The following is a 21,993-nucleotide window of genomic DNA, read 5'->3' as shown; positions in this document are numbered from 1 at the left end:
TTTTGTGCTTGGCTTAATAGAGTCTCGGCGCGCGCCAACATGGCATAAACGCACCGAAACACAAGAGCTTGAACCGGGATTGGTTCTTAAAACTTTCAGTCACCCACGACAGTGTAGGTGCCGGTTTCCTGAAGCACACTGACGAGGGCGCCGGGTGAGTGAATGGAAAACACAATGACGGGAATGGAATTGTCACGGGCCAGGGCAATGGCCGTCGTGTCCATGACTTTCAGGTTGCGGGTTATGATTTCGTCATAACCAAGGGTGTCATAGCGCTCCGCGTTCGGGTTGACCTTGGGGTCCTCGGAGTAGACGCCATCCACCTGTGTCCCCTTCAGGAAGGCGTCGCACTTCATTTCAGCAGCCCGCAGAGCCGCACCGCTGTCCGTGGTGAAGAACGGGTTGCCGGTGCCCCCTGCAAAGACGATCACATCGCCATCTTCCATGTAGCGGTCAGCGACACGCTGCGAAAAGGTTTCACAGATCGAGGGAACGGATACGGCAGACAGAACACGGGCATTGACCTTCAGGCGGCGCAGGGCATCCGCCAGCGTCAGGCTGTTCATGATGGTGGCCAGCATGCCCATGTGGTCGCCGGTGACGCGGTTGCCACCCTTGGCGGCGACTGCAACACCGCGGAAGATGTTCCCTCCCCCGACGACAACACCGACCTGAGCTCCAAGAGCCACTGCGTCGGCAATTTCCTTGGCGATCCTTTGCACGATGGCCGGGTCAATTCCAAAAGCCTGCGATCCCATCAGGGCCTCGCCGGAGAGTTTCAGAAGGATCCGTTTCCAGCGCAAGGAATTCGTCATGGGTGCACCCTTTTTGAAATTGTCTTTCTAAAAAAAAAGCGCCGGACTTGCCGGCGCTTTTCCTTGAGCTTACTGCCCGGTGGCTGCTGCCACCTCTGCGGCGAAGTCTTGCTCTTCCTTCTCGATCCCTTCGCCGATTGCGAAGCGGACAAAGCCGGTAAGTTTGACTTCAGCGCCGATTTCTTTAGCGAGCGCCTCTACGGCCTGCTCAACCGTCTGATCCGGGTTGATCACGAAGGCCTGCTTCACGAGGGTAACTTCCTCGTAGAATTTGCGCAAACGGCCTTCCACCATTTTTTCAATGATGTTTTCCGGCTTGCCGGATTCGCGTGCCTGTTCGGAGAAGACAGACTTCTCACGTTCGACAACGGTCGGATCCAGTTCTTCGGTGTTCAGCGACAGCGGGCTTGTTGCAGCAACGTGCATGGCAATCTGACGGCCAAGGCCGTTCAGCTTGTCCTTGTCACCAGCGGATTCCAGAGCCACCAGAACGCCGATCTTGCCGAGACCGTCGGAAACAGCACTGTGAACGTAGGTCGCGACAACGCCTTCGTTTACGGCCAGAACCGCAGTGCGGCGCAGGGTCATGTTTTCGCCGATCGTGGCGATCGCATCGGTGATCGCTTCTGCAACCGGCTTGCCGCCAAGGTTTGCAGCGGAAACGGCTTCAACGGAACCATCGGTGCCGACGGCTACCTTGGCCACATTGGAGACCAGCTCCTGGAACCCTTCGTTGCGTGCAACGAAGTCGGTTTCGGAGTTCAGCTCGATCACGGCAGCCTTGTTGCCATCGGCGGCAACGCCGACCAGACCTTCAGCAGCCACACGGCCTGCCTTCTTGGCAGCCTTGGCCAGACCTTTGGTGCGCAGCCAGTCAACAGCTGCTTCCATATCACCGCCTGCTTCAGTCAGGGCGGTCTTGCAGTCCATCATGCCAGCGCCGGATTTCTCGCGGAGCTCTTTTACCATCGCAGCGGTAATGCTCATCGATTGCCTCGTGCATGGGGGGTTTCAGATGAGACACGGTTTAGCCCATGGCCTTCCGCGCCTTTATGACGGGGCTGCAACAAAATGCAGCCCGCCTTGCGAATTTCAACAGTATTCTGCCGCGGCAGACCGCGGCAGGAGAGGCTTAAGCCTCGGCAGCTGCTGCTTCAGCCGGAGCTTCTTCAGAAGCCTCAGCAAGAACTTCTTCAACCGGAGCTTCTTCGGAAGCGCCGATGTCCATGCCGGAAGCACCCTGTGCACGGGAAATACCGTCGATGGCGGCACGAGCGATCAGGTCGCAGTACAGCGACAGAGCGCGGCCGGCATCGTCGTTACCCGGCACCGGATAGGTGATGCCTTCCGGATTGGAGTTGGAATCGAGGATCGCGGCAACCGGAATACCCAGACGACGGGCTTCCTGGATGGCAATGGCTTCGCGGTTCGTGTCGATCACGAAGATCAGGTCCGGAATACCGCCCATGTCCTTGATACCGCCAAGGTTCCGCTCGAGCTTTTCACGCTCGCGGTCCATGAACAGACGCTCTTTCTTGGTCAGAGCGTTGGCAGCGTCGGAAGACAGGGTTTCTTCCAGCTTGCGCAGGCGCTGGATGGACTGGGAGATGGTCTTCCAGTTCGTCAGCATGCCGCCGAGCCAACGTGCGTTGACGTAATACTGAGCGGAGTTGCGCGCTGCAGATGCGACAGATTCCTGTGCCTGGCGCTTGGTACCTACGATCAGAACGCGGCCACCGCCGGCAACCGTGTCGGACACGGCCTTCAGAGCCTGGTGCAGAAGCGGAACGGTCTGGGACAGGTCCATGATGTGAACATCGTTGCGTACACCAAAGATGTACTGACCCATGCGCGGGTTCCAACGGTGTTTCTGGTGACCAAAGTGAACGCCAGCTTCCAGCAGCTGACGCATGGTGAAATCGGGCAAAGACATGGCCCTTATCTCCTGAGTTTTTCCGGTTTGACCTCCGCAAGAGGATGTGGACCGGAGAGATTTCCCTTCGGCCACCGGAAGGACCCCGATAAGCTCGGTTTCCGCCCCTTGCGTGTGGAATGCGCGCCTTATAGTTGGGAAGAAATTTTATTTCAAGGCCCAAGGGCCGGTTTTCTTCAACCCAATCGCTGTTTGAAAATCGAATTTTCCCGCCCTGACGCAAGCTCACGTTTCGATACCTTGATAAGCAGCGACGTGTGTTGACGAACAATCATGTCATTTATACCTATTTTGAACTCGCCACAGCAAGGACACTCCACCGTGACCACCAAAGGCATCAACCACCTGGGCCTTACAGTCCGAGATCTGGACCAGACCACCGCCTTTTTCACCGAGCTGCTCGGCTGGCAACTGCTGGCACGTGATGACAACTACCCGCGAACAACCGTTTCCGACGGCACCGCCCGCCTGACGCTCTGGCAGGCAGACCGCACAAGGCCTGTGACGGGCTTCGACAGGAAAACCAATATCGGCCTCCACCATCTGGCCCTTGAAGTCTCAAGCGAAGAAAAGCTGCTGGAAATTGCCGAAAAGGTGAAGGCCTGGCCGGGAGTCGAGATCGAATTTATGCCGGAGCCTCTCGGCGGAGGCCCACGCAGGCACATGATGCTGGCTGAACCCGGTGGTATCCGCATCGAATTTATCTGGCCCGCAGGGCAGTAAAAGCTCGCCGAGAACTGCCTCGTTGGCGAGGCCGGAACGCACAAAAGTCCCGGCCCGAACAACCTTGTCAGATCCAGAGATCATTTTCCTGGGTCCTGTCTCCGCCCGCATGGCCGGTATTGAGAATACCCTTCGGTTCGATCAGCAGCAGCTCGGCTTCCGAGTCCGCATAAGGCTTGTGCTCGACGCCCTTCGGCACGACGTACATTTCCCCCTCGCCCAGTACCACGGTGCGATCACGAAAATCGATGCGGATTTCGCCCTTGAGAACGATGAAGGTCTCATCCGTTTCAGGATGATCATGCCAGACGAAGTCTCCTTGAATGCGGACGATCTTGAACTGGTAATCGTTCATTTCCGCAATGACGCGCGGCGACCATAACCCTTCGAGCCTTGCAAGTTTTTCCGTGAAACGGATCGGATGTTCCATTGCCATGTCCGGCACTCCTGATTGATGAAATGTCCGACCCGGTTTGACATCTCTCCTAAAATCAAAACAGATACAAAAACTCGAAAATGAACAGATACAGTTGAAATGGTTTCGTTCAAATACCAGTCTGTTGCCCAGTCCCTGGCTCAGCTGATCGACAAAGGCACCTTGAAGCCCGGGGAGAGGTTCCCTTCCCTCCGGCGCACCATGCGCAGTTATTCCGTTAGCCTGTCGACAGCCAACCAGGCCTATGCCCATCTCGAGGACAAAGGCTATATCCGGGCACAGGCAAAGTCCGGCTATTTCGTCACCCGTCCAGCAAGCCACAGGCTCATCGAGCCCAGTAAAACAACACCACCCGAGACCAGCCGCAGTGTCGTGTTTCAAGCTCCTTACCTGGAGATGCTCGAACATGCGTCAAACCCGGCATATGTGCCGCTTGGCTGCGCCATTCCCGCCCCGTCTCTGCTGGCCGCAGAGCCGCTGAACGCCTTGCAGGCACGACTCCTCCGCTCGAAAGGACAGCAACTCAACGCCTATGGGTCTGCTCAGGGGTTACCGGAACTCAGGAGAGAAATCGCAAAGCTTATGTGCCTGCATGGCAGCACAGTTTCCCAGGAAGAAATTGTCATTACGAGTGGCTGCACCGAAGCTTTAGGGCTCGCACTTCAAACGCTCACACAGCCGGGCGATACGATTGCCGTCGAATCGCCCGCCTATTTCGGACTGCTGCAGGTGCTCGAACGCCTGAAACTGAAGGCCTGGGAGTTGCCAACCTCGCGGGACGGCATCGATCCGTCCGCACTCGAGCTGGCTCTGAAATCGGGAACCGTAACTGCCGTTGCCTTGTCGTCCAGCTTCACCAACCCACTCGGCACCATGATGCCGGAGCCGGTGAAACGTTCTGTCCTGAAGCTGCTGGACCGTTACAAGACACCCTTGATCGAAGATGATACCTACGGCGGCCTCGGGTTTGGCGGATGCCGTCCGGCACCGTTTTTCAGTCTGCCGCACGAGACCGAGATCTTCTATTGCAGCTCTTTCTCGAAAACCCTCGCCCCAGGCTACCGAACCGGCTGGATCCGCGCTCCCGGCCGCATTGCCCAAATCACCAAGGTCAAGTTCTCCGCCTCAATCTGCAACCCGTTGGCACCTCAACTGGCTTTGGCTGAATTTCTGTCATCCCGGGACTTCGAGCGCCATGTGTCTCGCATGGCCCGGACAATGGAAACCAATGTCGCGCGCGCACGCCGGGCCATTGCACAGTCCTTTCCGGCGGGTACCAGGGTCACACATCCGGACGGCGGCTTCGTCTTGTGGATAGAAATGAACAAAAATATCGACACAACAATTCTTTATTACAAGGCCTTAAATCAAAATATCTGCTTTGCTCCTGGCAGTCTTTTCACCGCATCAGGCCTTTATGCACATTGCCTTCGCATCAGTTGCGGCGACGTTTGGTCGGACGCACTTGAATCCGCTATTCACCGCCTGGGGACGCTGGCCTGCGAAGAGCTTGGCAATCAGCAATCAGAAGAAACATTCCGCCTACCCTCAATTTCCCGCACTGACTGAACCCTCGTATGTCAAAAGTTCAGCTTGCATGCGCGGTCAGCTTCTCGTCAGAGACATCCGGCTGGGGAACGGAAGCAACCACTGAGGAAAGATAGGTTCGCCAGGAACTCAGTTCGGTGATTTCAACAGCCCCTTCAACTGCATGTCCTTCACACAAAAATCCCTTTACGCCGGTTCCGTCTTCCAGCTTGACCGTGCCGATGCACAGCGGTGCCGGAATACCCGTCATGAAACTGCCGAAGGTCTCAAGCGGCATTGCCCAGACCTCCACATTGATTGATCCGCCCGAGCCGGCGCCAACCTGCACAAGGCCCGGCCGCTTCGGAGGCCCGCCTGCAAGCGCAAAGAAACGGTATTCCGGTGCTGTCTTGCTGGATTTTACAAAGCGTGCGCCGTGAGAAATCAGCTCCTTGTTTAGCGGCAGTCCCGACATGTGGGCGCCGCAGACCGCAACAGCTATTTCACCGGCAGCGATCTCGCTTGTGGTCAGTGCAGGTTTCTGCCGAGCCCAGGTCGTTGCTCCAAGCGGCCCCGCTTCCACTGTAGCGGCAAGCGCGGCGGCGGCTGCATCCTGACCGCAGCGGGCCAGAACGGTCAGGCTTCCAGGCCGGCCGTCCTGTCGCAAACCTGTTGGCACGGCAATACCGCAAAGATCTAGAAGGTTTACGAAATTCGTGTAGGTGCCAAGGCCTGAATTCGGGCCAATGGGGTCAACGGTAATTTCTTCTACCGAGACGAATGTCGGTATCGTCGGAACGCAGAGGAAGTCGGTCTCTGCCAAAAGCTCATCACATATCCAGCGCAGGTCCTGCAGCTTGTAAAGTCCACGGAATGCGTCGACAGCGGTCAAAGAAAGACCCGGTTCGATAATTGCGCGCGTCGTCGGATGAAGCGTCTGCGGCGCATCAATCAGACGATTGCCGACAGCAGCCGTACGTTCCGCGACCCAGGCCCCCTCGTAGAGCAGGCTAGCGACATCGTAAAACGGCTGAAAATCGATTTCCTGCACAACGGCCCCCTGCGTGCGCAGCGATGCGATCGTTGCCCTGAAATGGTCCGCCTGAGCCATGTCACCGAAGGTTTTCAGTGAAGCATCGTCAGGGACCGCGATCCTTACAGTTCCCTGACTGGCAGACAGTTTCTGGACCGGCAGCTGCCTGGAATAGGCATCTGCCTGGTCGTAGCCTGCAGCAGTCTCGAATACGGCCCATGCGTCCGCAACGGTCATGGCAAAAATCGAGATCGTATCGAGGGTCCGGCACGCAGGGACCAGACCTGAGCCGGACAGAACGCCTAGGCTTGGTTTGAGCCCCACAATGCCGTTGAGGGCTGCCGGCACACGCCCGGACCCGGCCGTGTCGGTTCCCAGCGAGAAGCACGCAAAGCCGTGGGCAACAGCAACGGCCGAGCCTGAGGAAGAGCCACCGGGAACGATTTCCGGATCCACCGCGTTCAATGGCACGGGGTATGGCGTTCTCACTCCGACGAGGCCAGTCGCGAATTGATCGAGATTGGTCTTTCCAAGACAAATTGCGCCCGCTTGCCGAAGACGTCCAACGACAAAAGCATCGCTATCAGCGAAATACTCGAAATCCGGGCACGCCGCAGTCGTCGGCATGCCAGCCACGTCGATATTGTCCTTGGCCACATAGGGAATTCCCCAAAGAGGCCGGCTATCGGGATTGCCTAGACTGCGGGCCTCAGCAAGTGCCGTTTCTCGTGCCTGGTGAATGAAGATTCCCGGGTCGCCGGTGGCATCAAGCCGCCTGAAGGCTTCTTCGATCACGGCCTCAACAGACAAGCCTTCGGCATAGGCCTGCCGGAGCCCGGCGAGCGTGAAGGGAAGTTCGCGGATCATGTCTAGTCCTTCCAAAATATCTTAGGCGGCGGTTTTGCGCGCCGGTGCCTGGGGCGCAGCCGTAAGCAATTCGCGAGTGTACGGGTTCTGGGGCGTGTCCATGACCGTCTCGACGGCTCCCGCCTCAACAACTTTGCCGCCCTTCATGACGACGACATGGTCGCACAGCAGACGCACGACATTGAGATCATGGCTGACGAAAAGGTAACTCATGCCAAGCCGGGCCCGCAGGTCTGCAAGCAGGTTCAGGACAACGGCCTGAATGGAAACATCCAGAGCGGCAGTCGGCTCATCAAGGATCAGGAGATCGGGATCCGGGGCGATTGCCCTGGCTATGCCGACGCGCGCCTTCTGCCCCCCTGACAGCTGGTGCGGAAACCGATCAAGAAGATGGCTCGGCAAGCCTGTCAATGCGGCCAGCTCTTCCACCCGTTCGCCCAAGTGGGCGCCTTTCAATCCTGTCAAACGCTTCAAGGGTTCGGCTATCGACTGACGGGCGGTATGTCTGGGATTGAGACTGTCCGTCGCATCCTGGAAAACCATCTGGATTTTCTGCCGCAGTGGATGCCGGGAGAAGTTCTCCGACGGGAGCTTGGCAATATCCTCGCCCCTGAAAAGCAGGTGGCCTGACGTCGGATCAAGCAGTCGCACGATCATGGAAGACGTGGTGGATTTTCCGCAGCCGGATTCGCCGACCAGTCCGACACTTTCGCCTTCGCGAATGGTGAAGCTGATGCCCTTGACGGCGTACACCGGACCGGATTTGCCTTGATAGGTCTTGGTCAGGTTGACGACTTCCATCATCGGAGAATTGCCGATTGTCCGTGCGGCCAGCGGCGCGCGTTGATCTTCCGGCAGCAATGAACGAATGCTGGCTCCGCGCCGCGGCGTCGCGTCCACCAGTTTTCTGGTATAGGCATGTCGAGGGTTTGAAAACAGGTCCGCCGGCCTGCCCTCCTCCACAATGACACCGTCCTTCATCACGACGATGCGGTCGCAATATTCGGACGCCAGGCCGAGATCGTGCGTAATCAGGATCGAAGACATTTCGCGCGCCCGAACAAGATCATCGACAAGGTCCATGACGGCCTTTTGGGTGGTGATATCGAGGCCGGTGGTCGGCTCGTCCGCGATGAGAAGCTTGGGGTCACAGGCAAGCGCAATGGCAATCACGACGCGCTGGCACATGCCCCCCGAAAGCTCGAAGGGATAGGCTTCGTAACGCTCAGCAGCCTCGTTGATCTTCACCGCCTCCAGTGCCTCGATTGCCTTTGCTTTCGCATTTTGCCTGGTCGCCCGGCCATGCTGGCGAAGGACGTCCTCAAGCTGGTGCCCAACTTTCCGAATGGGATTGAGTGCGGCACGCGGGTTCTGAAAGATCATCGAGATCTCCCGACCGCGGATTTCACGCATGTCGCGCTCCGCCGCCTGTTTGAGATCGATACCGTCATATACCGCCTCACCGGATTTGATCCGGCCACCGGCGTCCAGAATGCGCATCAGGGCATAGGATGTAACGGATTTTCCCGATCCGCTTTCCCCGACAATGCCCAGACGTTCGCCCTTGGCCAGGTCGAAGCTGATACCCTTGACGGCCTGAACGTCTCCGCGGCGCGTCTTGAAGGCAACTTTGAGATCCTTGATGGTCAGCATGGCAAAGCTCCTCAGGTCCGACGACGCGGGTCGACGATGTCGCGTAGACCGTCTCCCATCAGGTTGAAGGTAAAGACTGCCAGCATCAGCCAGAGCCCCGGAAACAACGCCAGCCACCACTCGCCGGACACGATGAAATTCGCGCCTTCAGCAACCATGATGCCCCACTCCGGTGTGGGCGGACGAACACCAAGGCCGATAAAGGACAATCCGGCCGCGTTCAAAATGGCCCACCCGAGATTGAGCGAGACCTGCACCATCATCGGCGGCAGGGCATTCGGGAATATGTGAAACGCAAGCACCCTGGTATCCGAATTGCCGGCAAGCTTTGCGGCAAGCGTGAAGCCGGCTTCCCGCCGGATGTTGACCTCCGCACGAACAAGACGGGCGTAGAACGGAATGTTGATGATCGCAGTGGCCAGAATGATGTTGGAAATCGAATTCCCGAGCGCCGCCACAATGCCCATGGCCAGCACGAACAATGGAAAGGCCATGATGGTGTCGAGAAACCGGTTGAGCACTACGTCCAGCCAGCCTCCACGGTAACCCGCCACGGCACCAAGGACCGAACCGATGACGAAGGAAAGCGCGACAGCGGACACCGAGATGATCAGATCAAGGCGCGTTGCAACGATCACCCTTGAAAAGACATCGCGGCCAAGATTGTCGGTTCCGAACCAATGAGACCAGCTGGGGGCCTGCAATGCATTTGCCGCATTCGTCTGCAGCGGATCGTAGGGAACCAGTGCAGGTCCGAGCAGTGCTGATCCGATGAAAAAAGCGAACATGGCGAAAGACAGGGCCGTGACCGGATTTTCCCGAAGGACATAGATCGTATGGGCCAGAGCACCGGAGCTGGTCTTCCGCTCCGCGACGGTTGGAGGCAACGTCGTATCACTCATTTCGAAGATGTCCCGAAACGTGGATCAATCAGCGAATAGGACAGATCGATCAACAGGTTGAGAATGACGAACAGCAATGCCATCGCCAGAACGAACCCCTGAACCGCGGCGTAATCGGAAACCACAAGCGCCTCGACCGCATAGGATCCGATGCCTGGCCAGGCGAAGACCTTCTCGACCAGCACATTCGCCCCAAGCACAAAGGAAAACACCATACCCAGCGTGGTCACGACCGGAAGCAGAGCGTTGCGGAAAGCGTAGCCGTAGAGGACCATCCCTGGCCCGAGACCTGCTGCCCGTGCGGTTCTGACATAGTCGGCCGCCAATGCAGACAGCATCGCCGCCCGCGTCATGCGCGCGATCGGGGCAAGGGTGAAGAGGGCTAGCGTCGTCGCTGGCAAGACCAGTTGCTTCAGCGCCCCGAACCAGGTTTCCAAATCTCCGGCAATTGCAGCGTCGATCAGGAAGAACCCGGTTATCCTGGGAGGATCAAGATAGATGAAATCGAGCCTGCCAAGGGGCGACGGAGCGATGCCCAGGAGATAATAGAAAACATAGATCAGAACGATGCCGGTGAAGAATGTCGGCAGAGATACGCCGGCGGTGACAAGTATCCGGCATAGCTGGTCAATCCAGGTTCCCGGCCGTGTCGCTGCCAGAACGCCGAGTGGAACGGCTATCAGGCAGGACAGGATCAGGGCGGACAGCGTCAATTCGAGCGAGGCCGGCAGTCGGGACGCAAGTTCCGTCGCAACGGGCCGGCCGGTGGAAACCGACTGGCCCAGATCTCCCTGCAGCAGATCTCCTACATAGATCAGGAACTGCTCCGGCAACGGTTTGTCGAGGCCCAGAGACCGTCGAACCTCTTCGATGGATTCAGGCGTTGCCGCAGCTCCGGCAAATTGCACTGCTGGGTCACCGGGCAAGGCACGGGTGAGGATGAAGCTGATCACCACAACGCCTATCAGAACCGGTATCGCCTGCAGAATGCGGTTAAGCGTAGCTGAGCTGCGACGCGCCATGACCTAGCTCTCCACGTTCGTCAGAGAGCGGACATCGAGCTGGCGGTGGAACCAGAACTCGTAACCGTCGGCACTGTTGACCGCGACATTGAGCGCCGGCTGATAAAGCGGAATCCTCGGCAGGTCGTCCATCGCGATCTCGAACATCCGCTTGATCTTCGGCGCGTACTCCGGATCGTCCTGCGCCATGTGAAGCGTTTCCGAGGTCAGGGTCTCGATTTCCTCGTTTCGATAATTCGAGGAATTGAAAAGGTTGCCTTCCTGATACGCCCAGAAGAAGTAGTAGTCGGGTGTGTCCAGCCAGCCGCCGAAGTTTTCAAGATGTAGCGGCAAGCGCTTTTCCACGAGCACCGCGGTGCGCCAGTTTGCCCCGGGGATCTTCTCGATTTCCGTCTTGATGCCGAGTTTGCCGAGACTTTCCTGGATCAGCAGTGCAGTTGGCTCCATCCAGGATGCAAGGTCTGTGCTGATCGACAGAGGGACTTCGAAGCCATCAGGATAGGCGGATGCCGCAAGCAACTCCTTGGCTTTCTCCATGTCATGGCTATAGGGCGACTTGCGTGGCCAGGAGGTGTCTTCAATGGTCTCGCTACCGCCCCACAACGGTGCGCCGCGGCCATAAGCTGCAGTATCGAAGATGTCCTTATAGGGAATCGCGTAGGCGATAGCCTTGCGCACATTCGGATCCTGGAAAGGTTCGAAAGTGTAATTCAGGCCAACCACATGCATGGTGTTGGCAATCGGTGTTGAATACACCTTCACCTTTTCAGCGAGCTCAGCAGCATCCTTATCCGGTATGTCGAAGGACACCTGCACATCACCACGTTCGATCAGGGCGCGGCGCGTTGCCGGACTCGGCACTTCTCGAACAATGATTCTGCGAACCTTGGGCAAAGGTCCACCAGCCCATTCGTCAAAGCGTTCGTAAACGATCTGCTGGCCGGAATCCCAGCGGGCAACCTTGTAGGCACCGGACCCGGCAGGTGTCGTGTGAAGATACTCAGTCGCCCAGGGATCATCGGCTGTCGCATGTTCCTTGGCGACTTTCGAATTGATGACGAACGGCACAGGAACTGCCAGATCCGGCAAGGATAGCTTTGATGGCTTGTCGAGCTTGACGACAAAGGTTTCCTCATCGACGGCTTCAAACTGATCCGGCCGCACAAGGCCGCCAGCTTTCATCTGCGTGCTCGGGAACCCGCCAACTGACACTGCCCTGTCGAAAGACCATTTTACATCCTCAGCGGTCACCTTGCTGCCGTCCCAGAAAACGGCGTTCGGCTTCAGCTTGAAGGTAATGGTCAAACCGTCGTCGGAAATTGTCCAGCTTTCCGCGAGTTCCGGTTCCAGCTTCGAATAGTCGAAGGAAACGCTGCCATCTTCAAGGGTCTTGCTGCCGAACGTAATCAACCGGTCATAACTGTTGATGGCAACCTGATAGCTGGCCCTGTTGGTACCGGTACGGTGAAGATCCAGACTGTTGATGGTCTGAACGGTCACCGCCACCAGAGTATCGCTTGCGGCGAAGGCAGACAGGGACCGGGAAAACGGGAGGGCGCCGACGACGGCAGCTCCGGCTTTGAGGAATTCGCGTCTGTGTAGGGACATGTTCGGAAACTCCGCTGTGCGATTGGCTTTCCGAAGCTTGCAGGTGTTTTCCGTTTCCGAAAAATGCTATAAATTCACAGATGCGATGAAAAAAATGCAACGCTATAAACAAAGCCTATTGAAATGAGACACTTATACACGTTTCAGCTCATTGAGGCTGTCGCCCGAGCGGGCTCCATCAGAAAAGCGGCGGAAGACATGAACCTGACCGCCTCGGCGCTCACGCGCCGGGTGCAAAGGTTCGAGCAGGAGTTTGGCGCACAGCTCTTTGAGCGCCTACCGAAGGGCGTACGTCTCAACCCTGCCGGAGAGCTTCTTCTCCACCACTACCGCGCAAGCCTTTCAGACCTTGCTCGTGTGCAGAGCCAGGTCGCGGATCTTGCAGGAGAACGCAGAGGGCACGTTTCCATCGCCTGCTCCCAGGCCATGGTCCCTTATTTCCTGCCCGAGCAGATCGCCCGGTACCGGCGTGATCATCCGGGCGTCACGTTTTCGGTCAACGTCAGGGACAGAACCCAGGCCGAGCAGGAACTCGTGTCCTATTCCAGCGACCTGGCACTGGTGTTCGAGCCAGTCTATCTGGTGGATTTCGAGGTACTTCATGTCATCCCGCAGGAGGTTTTTGCGGTCATGGCGAGCGACCACCCACTGGCAAAAAAAGCGGAGGTGCGCCTGCGGGATTGTCTCGATGTGCCCCACGTCGCCCCGACAACCAAATATGGCGTCAGGCATCTGCTGGACTTTGCTGCCCGGCGTGGCAGTCGCCGCGTATCTCCCGCTGTCGAAACGGAAAGCTTCGACCTGATCCGGCACTACGTTCTTTGTGAGAAACTGATCGGCTTCCAGATCCCTCTGGGGCTCAGAGAGCAGGATGACGGCTCGCTGGTTTTCAAACCGATCTCGAGCAAGGACCTGCCACCCGGTAACCTAATTCTGGGCCAGATGCGCGGGCGGACACTTCCCGTGGCTTCAGCGCGCTTTGCGTTGCAGCTGGCCACTGCGCTCAAGGACTATCACAGCGCCCGAATCGGCAACTGACTGAGCGAGCATTTTCAGGACCATAGAAACCCTGGCGCACCAGCGCTCCCGTAGTGAAGTCGAATTGTTGGCGCCTCTGGACGCTCACGCCACCTGTACGTCCGTTACACCTGGCACTGCCTTGAGCGCGCCCGCAATTTCCGGTGACAGGCGGAACCGGCCGGGGAGCTTGACTTCCACTTCCCGTGCGCCGTTTTCCAGAAGCACAATCACCGTCACGTCACCTTCACCCCTCACCTGCAACTGCTTTGCAAGGCTCGGGATTGGACGTTCATCGCGAACAAAGACACGCATGCTTTTCTGCAGACGGGCTGCAACCTGATCGATCGGATCAACCTGTTCGATTCGAAGGGAGGGCTCGTCGTCGCGCATGTCGGCCCCGACGAGCACGACAACGGAACGTCCAGCCTGCAAGGCATCCCGGAACTGTTCGAGTTTCTCACGGAAGAGCAACGCCTCATACTGGCCCGTAGCATCGGACAAGCGAACGATACCCATGCGATTGCCGGTCTTGGTCTTGCGTTCCTGCATGGACACGACGGTGCCGGCAAGCCGGCCGTGAGACGCCCCCTTCTTGACTGCTTCCGAAAACTGGCTCCACGGCTGTGCCCGCATCTTTTCCAGCACGGAGGCGTATTCGTCGATCGGATGCGCTGACAGGTAAAACCCGATCGCCGAGTGTTCCCGCTGCAGCTTCTCTTCGTTTGTCCAGCCATGGACATCATCCAGCTGCAAGGGTTCTTCGCTGTCGCTGCCGCCAAAAAGCTCGTCCTGGCCGAGCGTCTTGTTTTCCTCGGTGCGTTGAGCCAGGCCCATGATCCGGTCGAGGCCTTCAAAAACCCGTGCCCGGTTGGGCTCAAGCTCATCGAATGCTCCGGCTGCGACCAGGTTTTCAAGCGTTCGCTTGTTGAGGGCCTTGGGTGAAATCCGACGCGCAAAATCGCCAAGGCTCTTGAAAGGCTTGTCGCCCCGAACCTCAACAATGTGTTCAACCGCCTGCTCGCCAACACCCTTGATCGCGCCCATCGCGTAAAGGATCTTGCCGTCGGCAACGTCAAAATAGACTTGCCCGCGGTTGATTGACGGCGGCTCGATCTCGATCTTCATGCGCCGACATTCCTGACGGTAGTCGCCCAGTTTTTCCGTATTGCCCAGATCCAGTGTCATGGAAGCGGCCATGAACTCGACCGGGTGGTTCGCCTTGAGCCAGGCCGTATGATAGGAGACCAGCGCATACGCTGCAGCGTGCGACTTGTTGAAGCCGTAGTTGGCGAACTTCGCCACAAGATCGAAGATTGTTCCGGCGTGGCTCTTGTTGATCCCACGCTCCACCGCGCCGTCGACAAAACGCGCCCGCTGGACTTCCATCTCCGCGGCAATCTTCTTACCCATGGCGCGGCGCAGAAGGTCTGCTTCACCGAGAGAGTAGCCGGACAGAACCTGCGCAATCTGCATCACCTGTTCCTGGTAGACGATAATGCCGTTCGTCTCCATCAGGATGGGTTCAAGCAGGGGATGCAGGCAGTCCGGGTCCTGTTCGCCGTGCTTCACCGCGTTGTAGACCGGGATGTTTTCCATCGGTCCGGGGCGATACAAAGCCACAAGGGCAATGATGTCTTCGAACCGGTCGGGTTTCATGCCTGCAATCGCGCGGCGCATGCCCTGACTTTCCAGCTGGAACACGCCAAACGTTTCGCCGCGCGCCAGCAGCTTGTAGGTTTTCTCGTCGTCGATCGGCAGGGCTGCGACGTCGACATCGATACCGCGCCGTTCAATCAGCTTCACCGCCGTATCGATAACCGTCAGTGTCTTCAGGCCGAGGAAGTCGAACTTAACAAGTCCGGCATCTTCCACCATCTTCATGTTGAACTGGGCGACCGGCATGTCGGAACGCGGGTCTCGATAGAGCGGCACCAGCTGTTCCAGGGGTCTGTCACCGATGACAACGCCCGCCGCGTGCGTGGAAGCGTGCCGGTAAAGGCCTTCGAGCTTCTGAGCCATGCCCAGCAGCCGCTCGACGATTTCCTCTTCCTTGGCTGCCTCGCGCAGGCGTGGCTCTTCCTCGATCGCCTGACCAAGCGTTACAGGATTTGCCGGGTTGGCGGGAACAAGTTTGCAGAGCCGGTCGACCTGGCCATAAGGCATTTGCAGCACGCGGCCGACATCGCGCAGCACGGCGCGGGCCTGAAGCGATCCGAAGGTGATGATCTGCGCGACCTGCTGCCGGCCGTATTTTTCCTGAACATAACGGATCACTTCTTCACGCCGGGTCTGGCAGAAGTCGATATCGAAGTCAGGCATCGAAACGCGTTCAGGATTGAGGAAGCGTTCGAACAGCAGCGAAAACCGCATGGGATCGAGGTCGGTAATGGTCAGGGACCAGGCTACCAGTGACCCCGCACCGGACCCGCGACCCGGGCCGACCGGAATATCCTGCCCTTTCGCCCATTTGATGAAGTCGGCAACGATCAGGAAGTACCCGGGAAACTTCATGCGCTCGATGATGCCGGTCTCGTAGTCGAGCCGGTCCCAGTAGTCCTTCTCCTCAAGACCCGGAGCCAGTCCGTGCGCATCAAGGCGCGCCTGCAATCCTTCGCGCGCCTGGCGGATCAACTCTTCCGCTTCTGCCTTCTCCGCTTCTTCCGGATCCGCATCCGCACCGGCAAACCGGGGCAGGATCGGCGCGCGCTTCAACGGGCGGAAGCTGCAGCGCCGGGCAATTTCTACCGTTGAAACAAGCGCCTCTGGCAAATCCGCAAAGAGCGCGCACATTTCCGCGCGGCTTTTGAAGTAGTGCTCGGGTGTCAGGCGTCTGCGGTCATCCTCTATCAGCACCCGGCCTTCAGAAATGCAGATCAGGGCGTCATGAGCTTCATAGTCTTCGCGCTTGGGAAAGAAGGCTTCGTTGGTGGCGACCAGTGGCAGCCCGTATTCGTAGGCCAGATCGAGAAACGCGTCTTCGGTCTTGCGCTCGGCTTCCATGCCATGGCGCTGGATTTCCACGTAGCAACGGCCAGGAAAACGGTCCGCCAGTGTTTCCAACCGGCTTTTTGCGAGGTCCTTGCGTCCGGCAAGGAGCGCAGCCCCGATCGGCCCTCCGACACCACCGGTCAGAATGATAACGCCTTCGGACTTTGATAGAAGATACCCGGAGGAAACGTGTGGCCTCAGACCGGTCTCCGTGTCGAGGAAGGCCCGAGAACTCAGCTCCATCAGATTGCCGTAACCGGCTTCTGTCATGGCGAGAAGAACAACGTCCGAAAGCGCAGGTTCCCCTCTCCGCCCGCTTTCCAGACCATCGTCGAAAAAGACGGAAAGCTGACACGCGGCAATCGGCTGAATTCCGGATCCCCACGCTTTGGTCGCAAATTCCTGTGCGCCAAACAGATTGTTGGTATCGGCAATCGCCAGCGCCGGCTGGTCATCGGCCTTGGCGAGGTCGAGAAGCTTCTTGATCGGCAACGCACCTTCCAGAAGCGACAACGCCGAATGGACCCGGAGGTGAACATAGCCGGGACCGCTTGCCTCACTGCCGGCATTTTCTGACGAACCGGAAGACAGAGAATTATTGGGATCTGTAGCAGACATGGCGGCTCTCATAACATCTTCCAGAATCAGCGCTCAAGTGAAGCGTGTTCGGAATAGCGTGTCGAGACGCCGAAGGAGTTGTTACCGCTGTTCTTTGTAATCCTGACTTCGCATCACACCGCAGCGGACTGAGTCCAGGAACTCAAAAAACGCACTGGCACCATTTGCCGAAACAACGACCGTTCAGCAGAGATTGATCAGCCGACGGACAGAAGCACGTCGCCCCAGACGGCGAGCGTCGTGCAGAAGCAAACCATTGCACCGAAAGCGGCAAAATCACGAGCGATATGGATCATCACATCCTCCAACCGTTGCTAATTGCGTAACTGGATGATGTTCCATTTTTGTTCCTATTGCAAGCCCTTTTTGTTCCCCTTGTCATCAAGCAAATCAAATTTGCTGAAAACTTTGGGTTTTTGCTTTGTTCTTCTGGGCAATCGCGGCTCTGAGGAGCCCGGTCACACGGGTTAGAAGCAATTTTCTGGCTTGGAATATCTTACCGGAAAAACCTAGAGGTCCCTGACCAGGCCTTCGGACAGCGTTATTGCCCTGTCCATCCGGCCCGCCAGTTCCAGGTTGTGAGTTGCGAACAGCGTCGCAACACCGGACGCCCGCACCAATGCCTGCAAGGCGTCGAATACATAGCCTGCAGTGTTGGGGTCCAGATTTCCCGTCGGTTCATCCAGAAGAAGGATACGAGGCGCATTCGCAACCGCACGGGCAACGGCAACGCGCTGCTGCTCCCCACCGGAAAGCTCCGAAGGGCGATGGCTGCCACGCTCACCGAGACGCATGTATTTCAAAAGTTCGTCTGCTCTCTCCGCTGCCATCTTTCGCGGCAAGCCACGGATCATCTGTGGCATCATCACGTTTTCCTGTGCGGTAAACTCCGGCAGCAGGTGATGAAACTGATAGACGAACCCGATGTCGTTACGCCGGATGGCCGTGCGCTCATCATCCGACAGATCCGAACAGTTGACCGGTCCGAGGAAGACATCGCCCTCGTCCGGGCGCTCCAGCAAACCTGCAATATGCAAGAGGGTCGATTTGCCGGTTCCGGAAGGCGCTACCAGGGCAACCATCTCGCCGGCCTCGATGCGCAGATCGGCACCGCTCAGGATATGAAGTTCGCGATTACCCTCGTCGAAACTGCGGGTAATGCCAGACAATTGCAGGGCGGCGGGCGCCAGTCCCGGTGCCTGGTTGGGGTCAACGGCCATGTTCATCTCCCGTCTCCCTATTCATATCTGAGGGCTTCAACGGGATCGAGCCGCGCAGCCCGCCACGCAGGATAGACCGTCGCCAGCAGTGACAACGCAAGCGCCATGACAAGCACTGTTATCGTCTCTCCGGAGTCAATCTCCGCGGGCAGCTGTGACAAAAAGTAGAGCGTCGGATCGAACAGTTCCGTCCTGGTAAGCCAGGAAACGAATTGACGGATGCTCTCGATGTTCAGGCAGACCAAAAGTCCGAGGAAGAAGCCGGCGAAAGTACCCACGAAGCCGATGCTGGCGCCTGTTATCAGGAAGATCCGCATAATCGACCCACGCGTCGCGCCCATGGTCCTCAAAATCGCGATGTCCTTGCCCTTGTCCTTTACCAGCATGATCATGCCGGAAACGATATTGAGCGCCGCCACCAGAACGATCAGCGTCAGGATGATGAACATCACGTTCCGCTCCACCTCAAGGGCTGCAAAGAAGGTGACATTGCGCTGGCGCCAGTCGGTTACGAAAGCCGGCCGATCCGCGGCCTCCTCGATCGTGTCCTTCATGATACCGACCCTGTCGGGGTCAGCTACATAAACTTCGATACCTGTCGCCTTGGTATCCATGTTGAAATAGGCCTGCGCCTCTTCCAGTGGCATGAACAGAAAGGTCGCGTCGTATTCACTCATGCCGATTTCGAAAATGGCGGTAACCGGATAGGCCTTCAACCGCGGCGTAACGCCCATGGGGGTCACACTACCACGCGGTGAGATAATGGTGACATTGTCACCAAGGGTGATGCCGAGCTGTTGCGCCATGCGCGAACCGATGGCAACCCCCTCGCCCTCGTCGAACCCGTCAAGGGTTCCGGCCCGCACATTGTTCGCGATAAGCGGCACACGGCGCAGATCGCTTTCGTAAAGGCCGCGAACGAGCGCTCCGAAATTCCCTGCAGGCCCGGATACCAGCGCCTGGCCTTCCACAAAGGGCATCGCACTGACCACATCCGGCACACCCTGCAACCGGGCGGAAACCGCATCATAGTCCGTCAGTGGCTGGTCGATCGGCTGAACCAGCATATGACCGTTGATGCCCAGGATCTTGCCGAGAAGCTCCGTCCGGAACCCGTTCATCACTGCCATCACGATGATCAGCGTTGCCACGCCAAGCATGATGCCAGCAAAGGAAAAGCCTGCAATGACGGATATGAAGGTTTCGCGGCGCCTTGATCGCAGGTAGCGCCCTGCAATCATCCATTCAAATGCGGAAAAGGCGCGTGTCGGGGCTGCCGGTTTGCGACCGTCGTCAATGTCCGCCGTATCTACCGCTGTCATTGTCCATCCAGTTCAGCACAGCCCCAAATTCAGCACAGCCCACCTACCGAAATATTTCCGGCAGGCCGGCTGGCCGCAGCAGACGCCGCGACCGAATCCCCACACAGAGGATCACCGGACTTGGTTAGTCCGTCAATGCCGCCGTCAGCTTGTTCAAGGTGGCTTCTGGAGAAAGCATTTCCTTTTCCCCAGTTGCCCGGTCTTTGACTTCCAGCAAGCCGTCTTTCAGTCCACGCGGCCCGGCAACGACCTGGAACGGCAAGCCAATCAGATCCATCGTCGCAAACTTGGCACCGGCCCGGGTGTCCGTATCGTCGTAAAGAACCTCGATGCCGGCAGCTTCAAACTTGGCATAGAGATCTTCACACACCGGATCCGTCAGGTCGTCACCCGGCTTCAGATTGACCAGCCCGACATGGAACGGCGCGACGGATTTCGGCCAGACGATTCCATTTTCATCATGATTGGCTTCGATCAAGGCGCCAAGAAGGCGTGAAACGCCGACACCGTAGGAGCCCATGTGGACCGGCACTTCCGTGCCTTCTGCTGTCGCAACCTTGGCCCCCATCGCATCGGAGTACTTGGTACCGAAATAGAAGATATGACCGACTTCGATACCACGCGCCGAAACGCGAGTGTCTTCAGCCAGTGCACCGAAGGCGGCTTCGTCGTGCATTTCGTCCGTTGCCGCGTAGGGCGTCGTCCATTCGGTCACGATCGGCGTCAGGTCGGAGGAGAAGTCCGTATCTTCCGCAGGCGTCGGCAGCTCCAACAACGACTTGTCGCAGAACACTTCGCTTTCGCCAGTGTCGGCAAGAATGATGAACTCGTGGCTCATGTCGCCGCCGATCGGGCCGGTGTCGGCTTTCATCGGGATCGCCTTCAGCCCCATGCGTGCGAATGTGCGCAGGTAGGCGACAAACATCCGGTTATAGGCGTGGCGGGCCGATTCCTTGTCCAGATCGAAGGAATAGGCATCCTTCATCAGGAACTCCCGGCCGCGCATGACACCAAAGCGCGGGCGCACCTCGTCACGGAACTTCCACTGGATGTGATAGAGGTTCAGCGGCAGGTCCTTGTAGGATCGCACGTAGCCACGGAAGATGTCGGTGATCATCTCCTCGTTTGTCGGCCCAAACAGCATGTTCCGCTCGTGACGGTCGGTGATGCGCAGCATCTCCTTGCCATAGGCATCATACCGGCCACTCTCACGCCACAGATCGGCTGACTGGATCGTCGGCATCAGCAACTGGATCGCGCCTGCCCTTGCCTGTTCTTCTTCGACGATCCGTTCGATCTTGCGCAGGACCTTCAACCCAAGTGGCAACCAGGAATAGATTCCGGCGGACTGCTGACGAATCATGCCGGCACGCAGCATCAGCCGGTGGGACACGATTTCCGCTTCCTTGGGTGTTTCTTTCAGAATGGGCAGAAAGTAACGGGAAAGACGCATGAATGTTCTCTCAATCTTGGGCATCGCCTGTTTTGTGCGCAGTCAAAGCGCAAGCAGCCACCAAATACAAGCCCTTTGCGCAGGCATGCCTGCCTTATACAGAAATGACGGCAAAATAGCGCGCAAATGCAGGTATTTGCTGAAGTTTGCCGCCTAATTTTTTGCCGGCTTCAGAACTAAGGTCTTAGTACCAATTGCCGCCAAGGAAATAGGCAAGCAAAAAAAATAGCCTGTGCACGACAAATAGGTGACAAGGCTGAATCAATCCGCTAGTTTCCATCTTCATAACAAAAAGATGCCTTGGCAGAAATGCCAAGAGGCTCAAGGACATCGCGGTCTGAGTCTTGGGAGGAAGGATCCTCAGGCGCACCTTTTGGTTTGCAGCCGCCCAGCTGTACGGGAATACCGGACAGTAAGGGTACAGGGTCGAATTTAGACGCGGAACTTTACAAAGGCAGAGCTTGGCTCTGCCTTTTTTCTTTGCGGAATAGCGTCAGTTTTCTTGCAACCGGGCGGACTTGTCGTGGGATCCGAACAAATATGCCCCGGGAGGCGCACCCGTCAGTTGGACGGGTGACTGTAGCTGCCGGTTGGCGGGTTGAGGAACGGAATGTCGTCCAGCCCGAATCCCGAGTTGCGCATACCGAGGTATCCGGCAAAAACCACAGTAGTCACGATGGTGGTCAGGATGATTACCCGACGGAATCGCGGCTGCTCGGGAGCGCTTGGCTCGGTTCCTGGTACAACCTCGCCTGCTTCCTCCTGCGTCCGGCGCATGCCGAACGGCAGGATGGCAAACAGAATGATCCACCAGAGCATGAAATAGATGGCCATGCCAAACGCGATGGACATG

General features: G+C 57.7%; 17 protein-coding genes. 3 read left to right on the top strand and 14 right to left on the bottom strand.

Annotated elements, in window-relative coordinates:
* Window positions 1-95 precede the first annotated feature (95 nt).
* The 3 genes from pyrH to rpsB form a co-directional block, all read right to left on the bottom strand.
* Complete coding sequence (gene pyrH / locus B0E33_RS25575; RefSeq protein WP_022998459.1) at window positions 96-815, bottom strand: UMP kinase; 720 nt, start codon at window positions 813-815, stop codon at window positions 96-98.
* Between the two features lie 69 nt (window positions 816-884).
* Window positions 885-1,802 (bottom strand): translation elongation factor Ts, encoded by a 918-nt coding sequence (gene tsf / locus B0E33_RS25570; protein ID WP_055654498.1) that lies wholly within the window; start codon window positions 1,800-1,802, stop codon window positions 885-887.
* Window positions 1,803-1,947: 145 nt separating this feature from the next.
* On the bottom strand, window positions 1,948-2,748 hold the full coding sequence (gene rpsB, locus B0E33_RS25565; RefSeq protein ID WP_031268422.1) for a 30S ribosomal protein S2: 801 nt from the start codon (window positions 2,746-2,748) through the stop codon (window positions 1,948-1,950).
* A 321-nt stretch (window positions 2,749-3,069) separates the two neighbouring features.
* Between rpsB and B0E33_RS25560 the strand changes: the two genes are divergently transcribed.
* Window positions 3,070-3,471: a VOC family protein gene (locus B0E33_RS25560; protein ID WP_197923265.1), complete on the top strand. Its 402-nt coding sequence runs from the start codon at window positions 3,070-3,072 to the stop codon at window positions 3,469-3,471.
* A gap of 67 nt (window positions 3,472-3,538) precedes the next feature.
* On the opposite strand, the gene B0E33_RS25555 is transcribed toward B0E33_RS25560, so the two are convergent.
* Entirely contained in the window at window positions 3,539-3,901 is a 363-nt protein-coding gene (locus B0E33_RS25555; protein ID WP_055656571.1) for a cupin domain-containing protein, read from the bottom strand.
* A 105-nt stretch (window positions 3,902-4,006) separates the two neighbouring features.
* Here B0E33_RS25555 and B0E33_RS25550 point away from each other — a divergent pair, with 105 nt between their 5' ends.
* Window positions 4,007-5,476 (top strand): aminotransferase-like domain-containing protein, encoded by a 1,470-nt coding sequence (locus tag B0E33_RS25550; protein ID WP_077292772.1) that lies wholly within the window; start codon window positions 4,007-4,009, stop codon window positions 5,474-5,476.
* A 19-nt stretch (window positions 5,477-5,495) separates the two neighbouring features.
* Here B0E33_RS25550 and atzF read toward each other — a convergent pair whose 3' ends face one another.
* From atzF to B0E33_RS25525, 5 genes are read right to left on the bottom strand one after another with little or no spacing between them, the layout of a single operon-like run.
* Window positions 5,496-7,334, bottom strand: a complete 1,839-nt coding sequence (gene atzF / locus B0E33_RS25545) for an allophanate hydrolase (RefSeq protein ID WP_077292771.1) — start codon at window positions 7,332-7,334, stop codon at window positions 5,496-5,498.
* Between the two features lie 21 nt (window positions 7,335-7,355).
* Window positions 7,356-8,987: a dipeptide ABC transporter ATP-binding protein gene (locus tag B0E33_RS25540; RefSeq protein ID WP_055654506.1), complete on the bottom strand. Its 1,632-nt coding sequence runs from the start codon at window positions 8,985-8,987 to the stop codon at window positions 7,356-7,358.
* 11 nt (window positions 8,988-8,998) lie between these two features.
* Window positions 8,999-9,889 (bottom strand): ABC transporter permease, encoded by an 891-nt coding sequence (locus tag B0E33_RS25535; RefSeq protein WP_077292770.1) that lies wholly within the window; start codon window positions 9,887-9,889, stop codon window positions 8,999-9,001.
* Window positions 9,886-10,911: an ABC transporter permease gene (locus tag B0E33_RS25530; protein ID WP_062488662.1), complete on the bottom strand. Its 1,026-nt coding sequence runs from the start codon at window positions 10,909-10,911 to the stop codon at window positions 9,886-9,888. Before B0E33_RS25530 ends, B0E33_RS25535 begins: the two co-directional genes overlap by 4 nt.
* Before the next feature lie 3 nt (window positions 10,912-10,914).
* Window positions 10,915-12,519, bottom strand: coding sequence for an ABC transporter substrate-binding protein (locus B0E33_RS25525; protein WP_077292769.1), 1,605 nt, complete (start codon window positions 12,517-12,519; stop codon window positions 10,915-10,917).
* Between the two features lie 198 nt (window positions 12,520-12,717).
* On the opposite strand from B0E33_RS25525, the gene B0E33_RS25520 reads away from it, so the two are divergent.
* Window positions 12,718-13,557 (top strand): LysR family transcriptional regulator, encoded by an 840-nt coding sequence (locus tag B0E33_RS25520; protein ID WP_265733504.1) that lies wholly within the window; start codon window positions 12,718-12,720, stop codon window positions 13,555-13,557.
* An 84-nt stretch (window positions 13,558-13,641) separates the two neighbouring features.
* Here B0E33_RS25520 and dnaE read toward each other — a convergent pair whose 3' ends face one another.
* From dnaE to B0E33_RS25495, 5 genes are all read right to left on the bottom strand, one after another.
* Complete coding sequence (gene dnaE / locus B0E33_RS25515; RefSeq protein WP_436718047.1) at window positions 13,642-17,145, bottom strand: DNA polymerase III subunit alpha; 3,504 nt, start codon at window positions 17,143-17,145, stop codon at window positions 13,642-13,644.
* A 509-nt stretch (window positions 17,146-17,654) separates the two neighbouring features.
* On the bottom strand, window positions 17,655-18,371 hold the full coding sequence (locus B0E33_RS25510; protein ID WP_077292767.1) for an ABC transporter ATP-binding protein: 717 nt from the start codon (window positions 18,369-18,371) through the stop codon (window positions 17,655-17,657).
* A gap of 11 nt (window positions 18,372-18,382) precedes the next feature.
* Entirely contained in the window at window positions 18,383-19,687 is a 1,305-nt protein-coding gene (locus B0E33_RS25505; protein ID WP_022998442.1) for a lipoprotein-releasing ABC transporter permease subunit, read from the bottom strand.
* A 124-nt stretch (window positions 19,688-19,811) separates the two neighbouring features.
* Entirely contained in the window at window positions 19,812-21,140 is a 1,329-nt protein-coding gene (gene proS, locus B0E33_RS25500) for a proline--tRNA ligase (protein ID WP_077292766.1), read from the bottom strand.
* 561 nt (window positions 21,141-21,701) lie between these two features.
* A complete protein-coding gene (locus B0E33_RS25495) occupies window positions 21,702-21,992 on the bottom strand; it encodes a DUF1467 family protein (protein ID WP_022998440.1) in 291 nt (96 codons plus the stop codon).
* Between the last annotated feature and the right edge of the window lies 1 nt (window position 21,993).

Source organism: Roseibium algicola (assembly GCF_001999245.1).
In the GTDB taxonomy this organism is placed as follows: domain Bacteria; phylum Pseudomonadota; class Alphaproteobacteria; order Rhizobiales; family Stappiaceae; genus Roseibium; species Roseibium algicola.
Note: the sequence above shows the minus strand (reverse complement) of the source record. Positions and strands in the feature narration are given on the sequence as shown.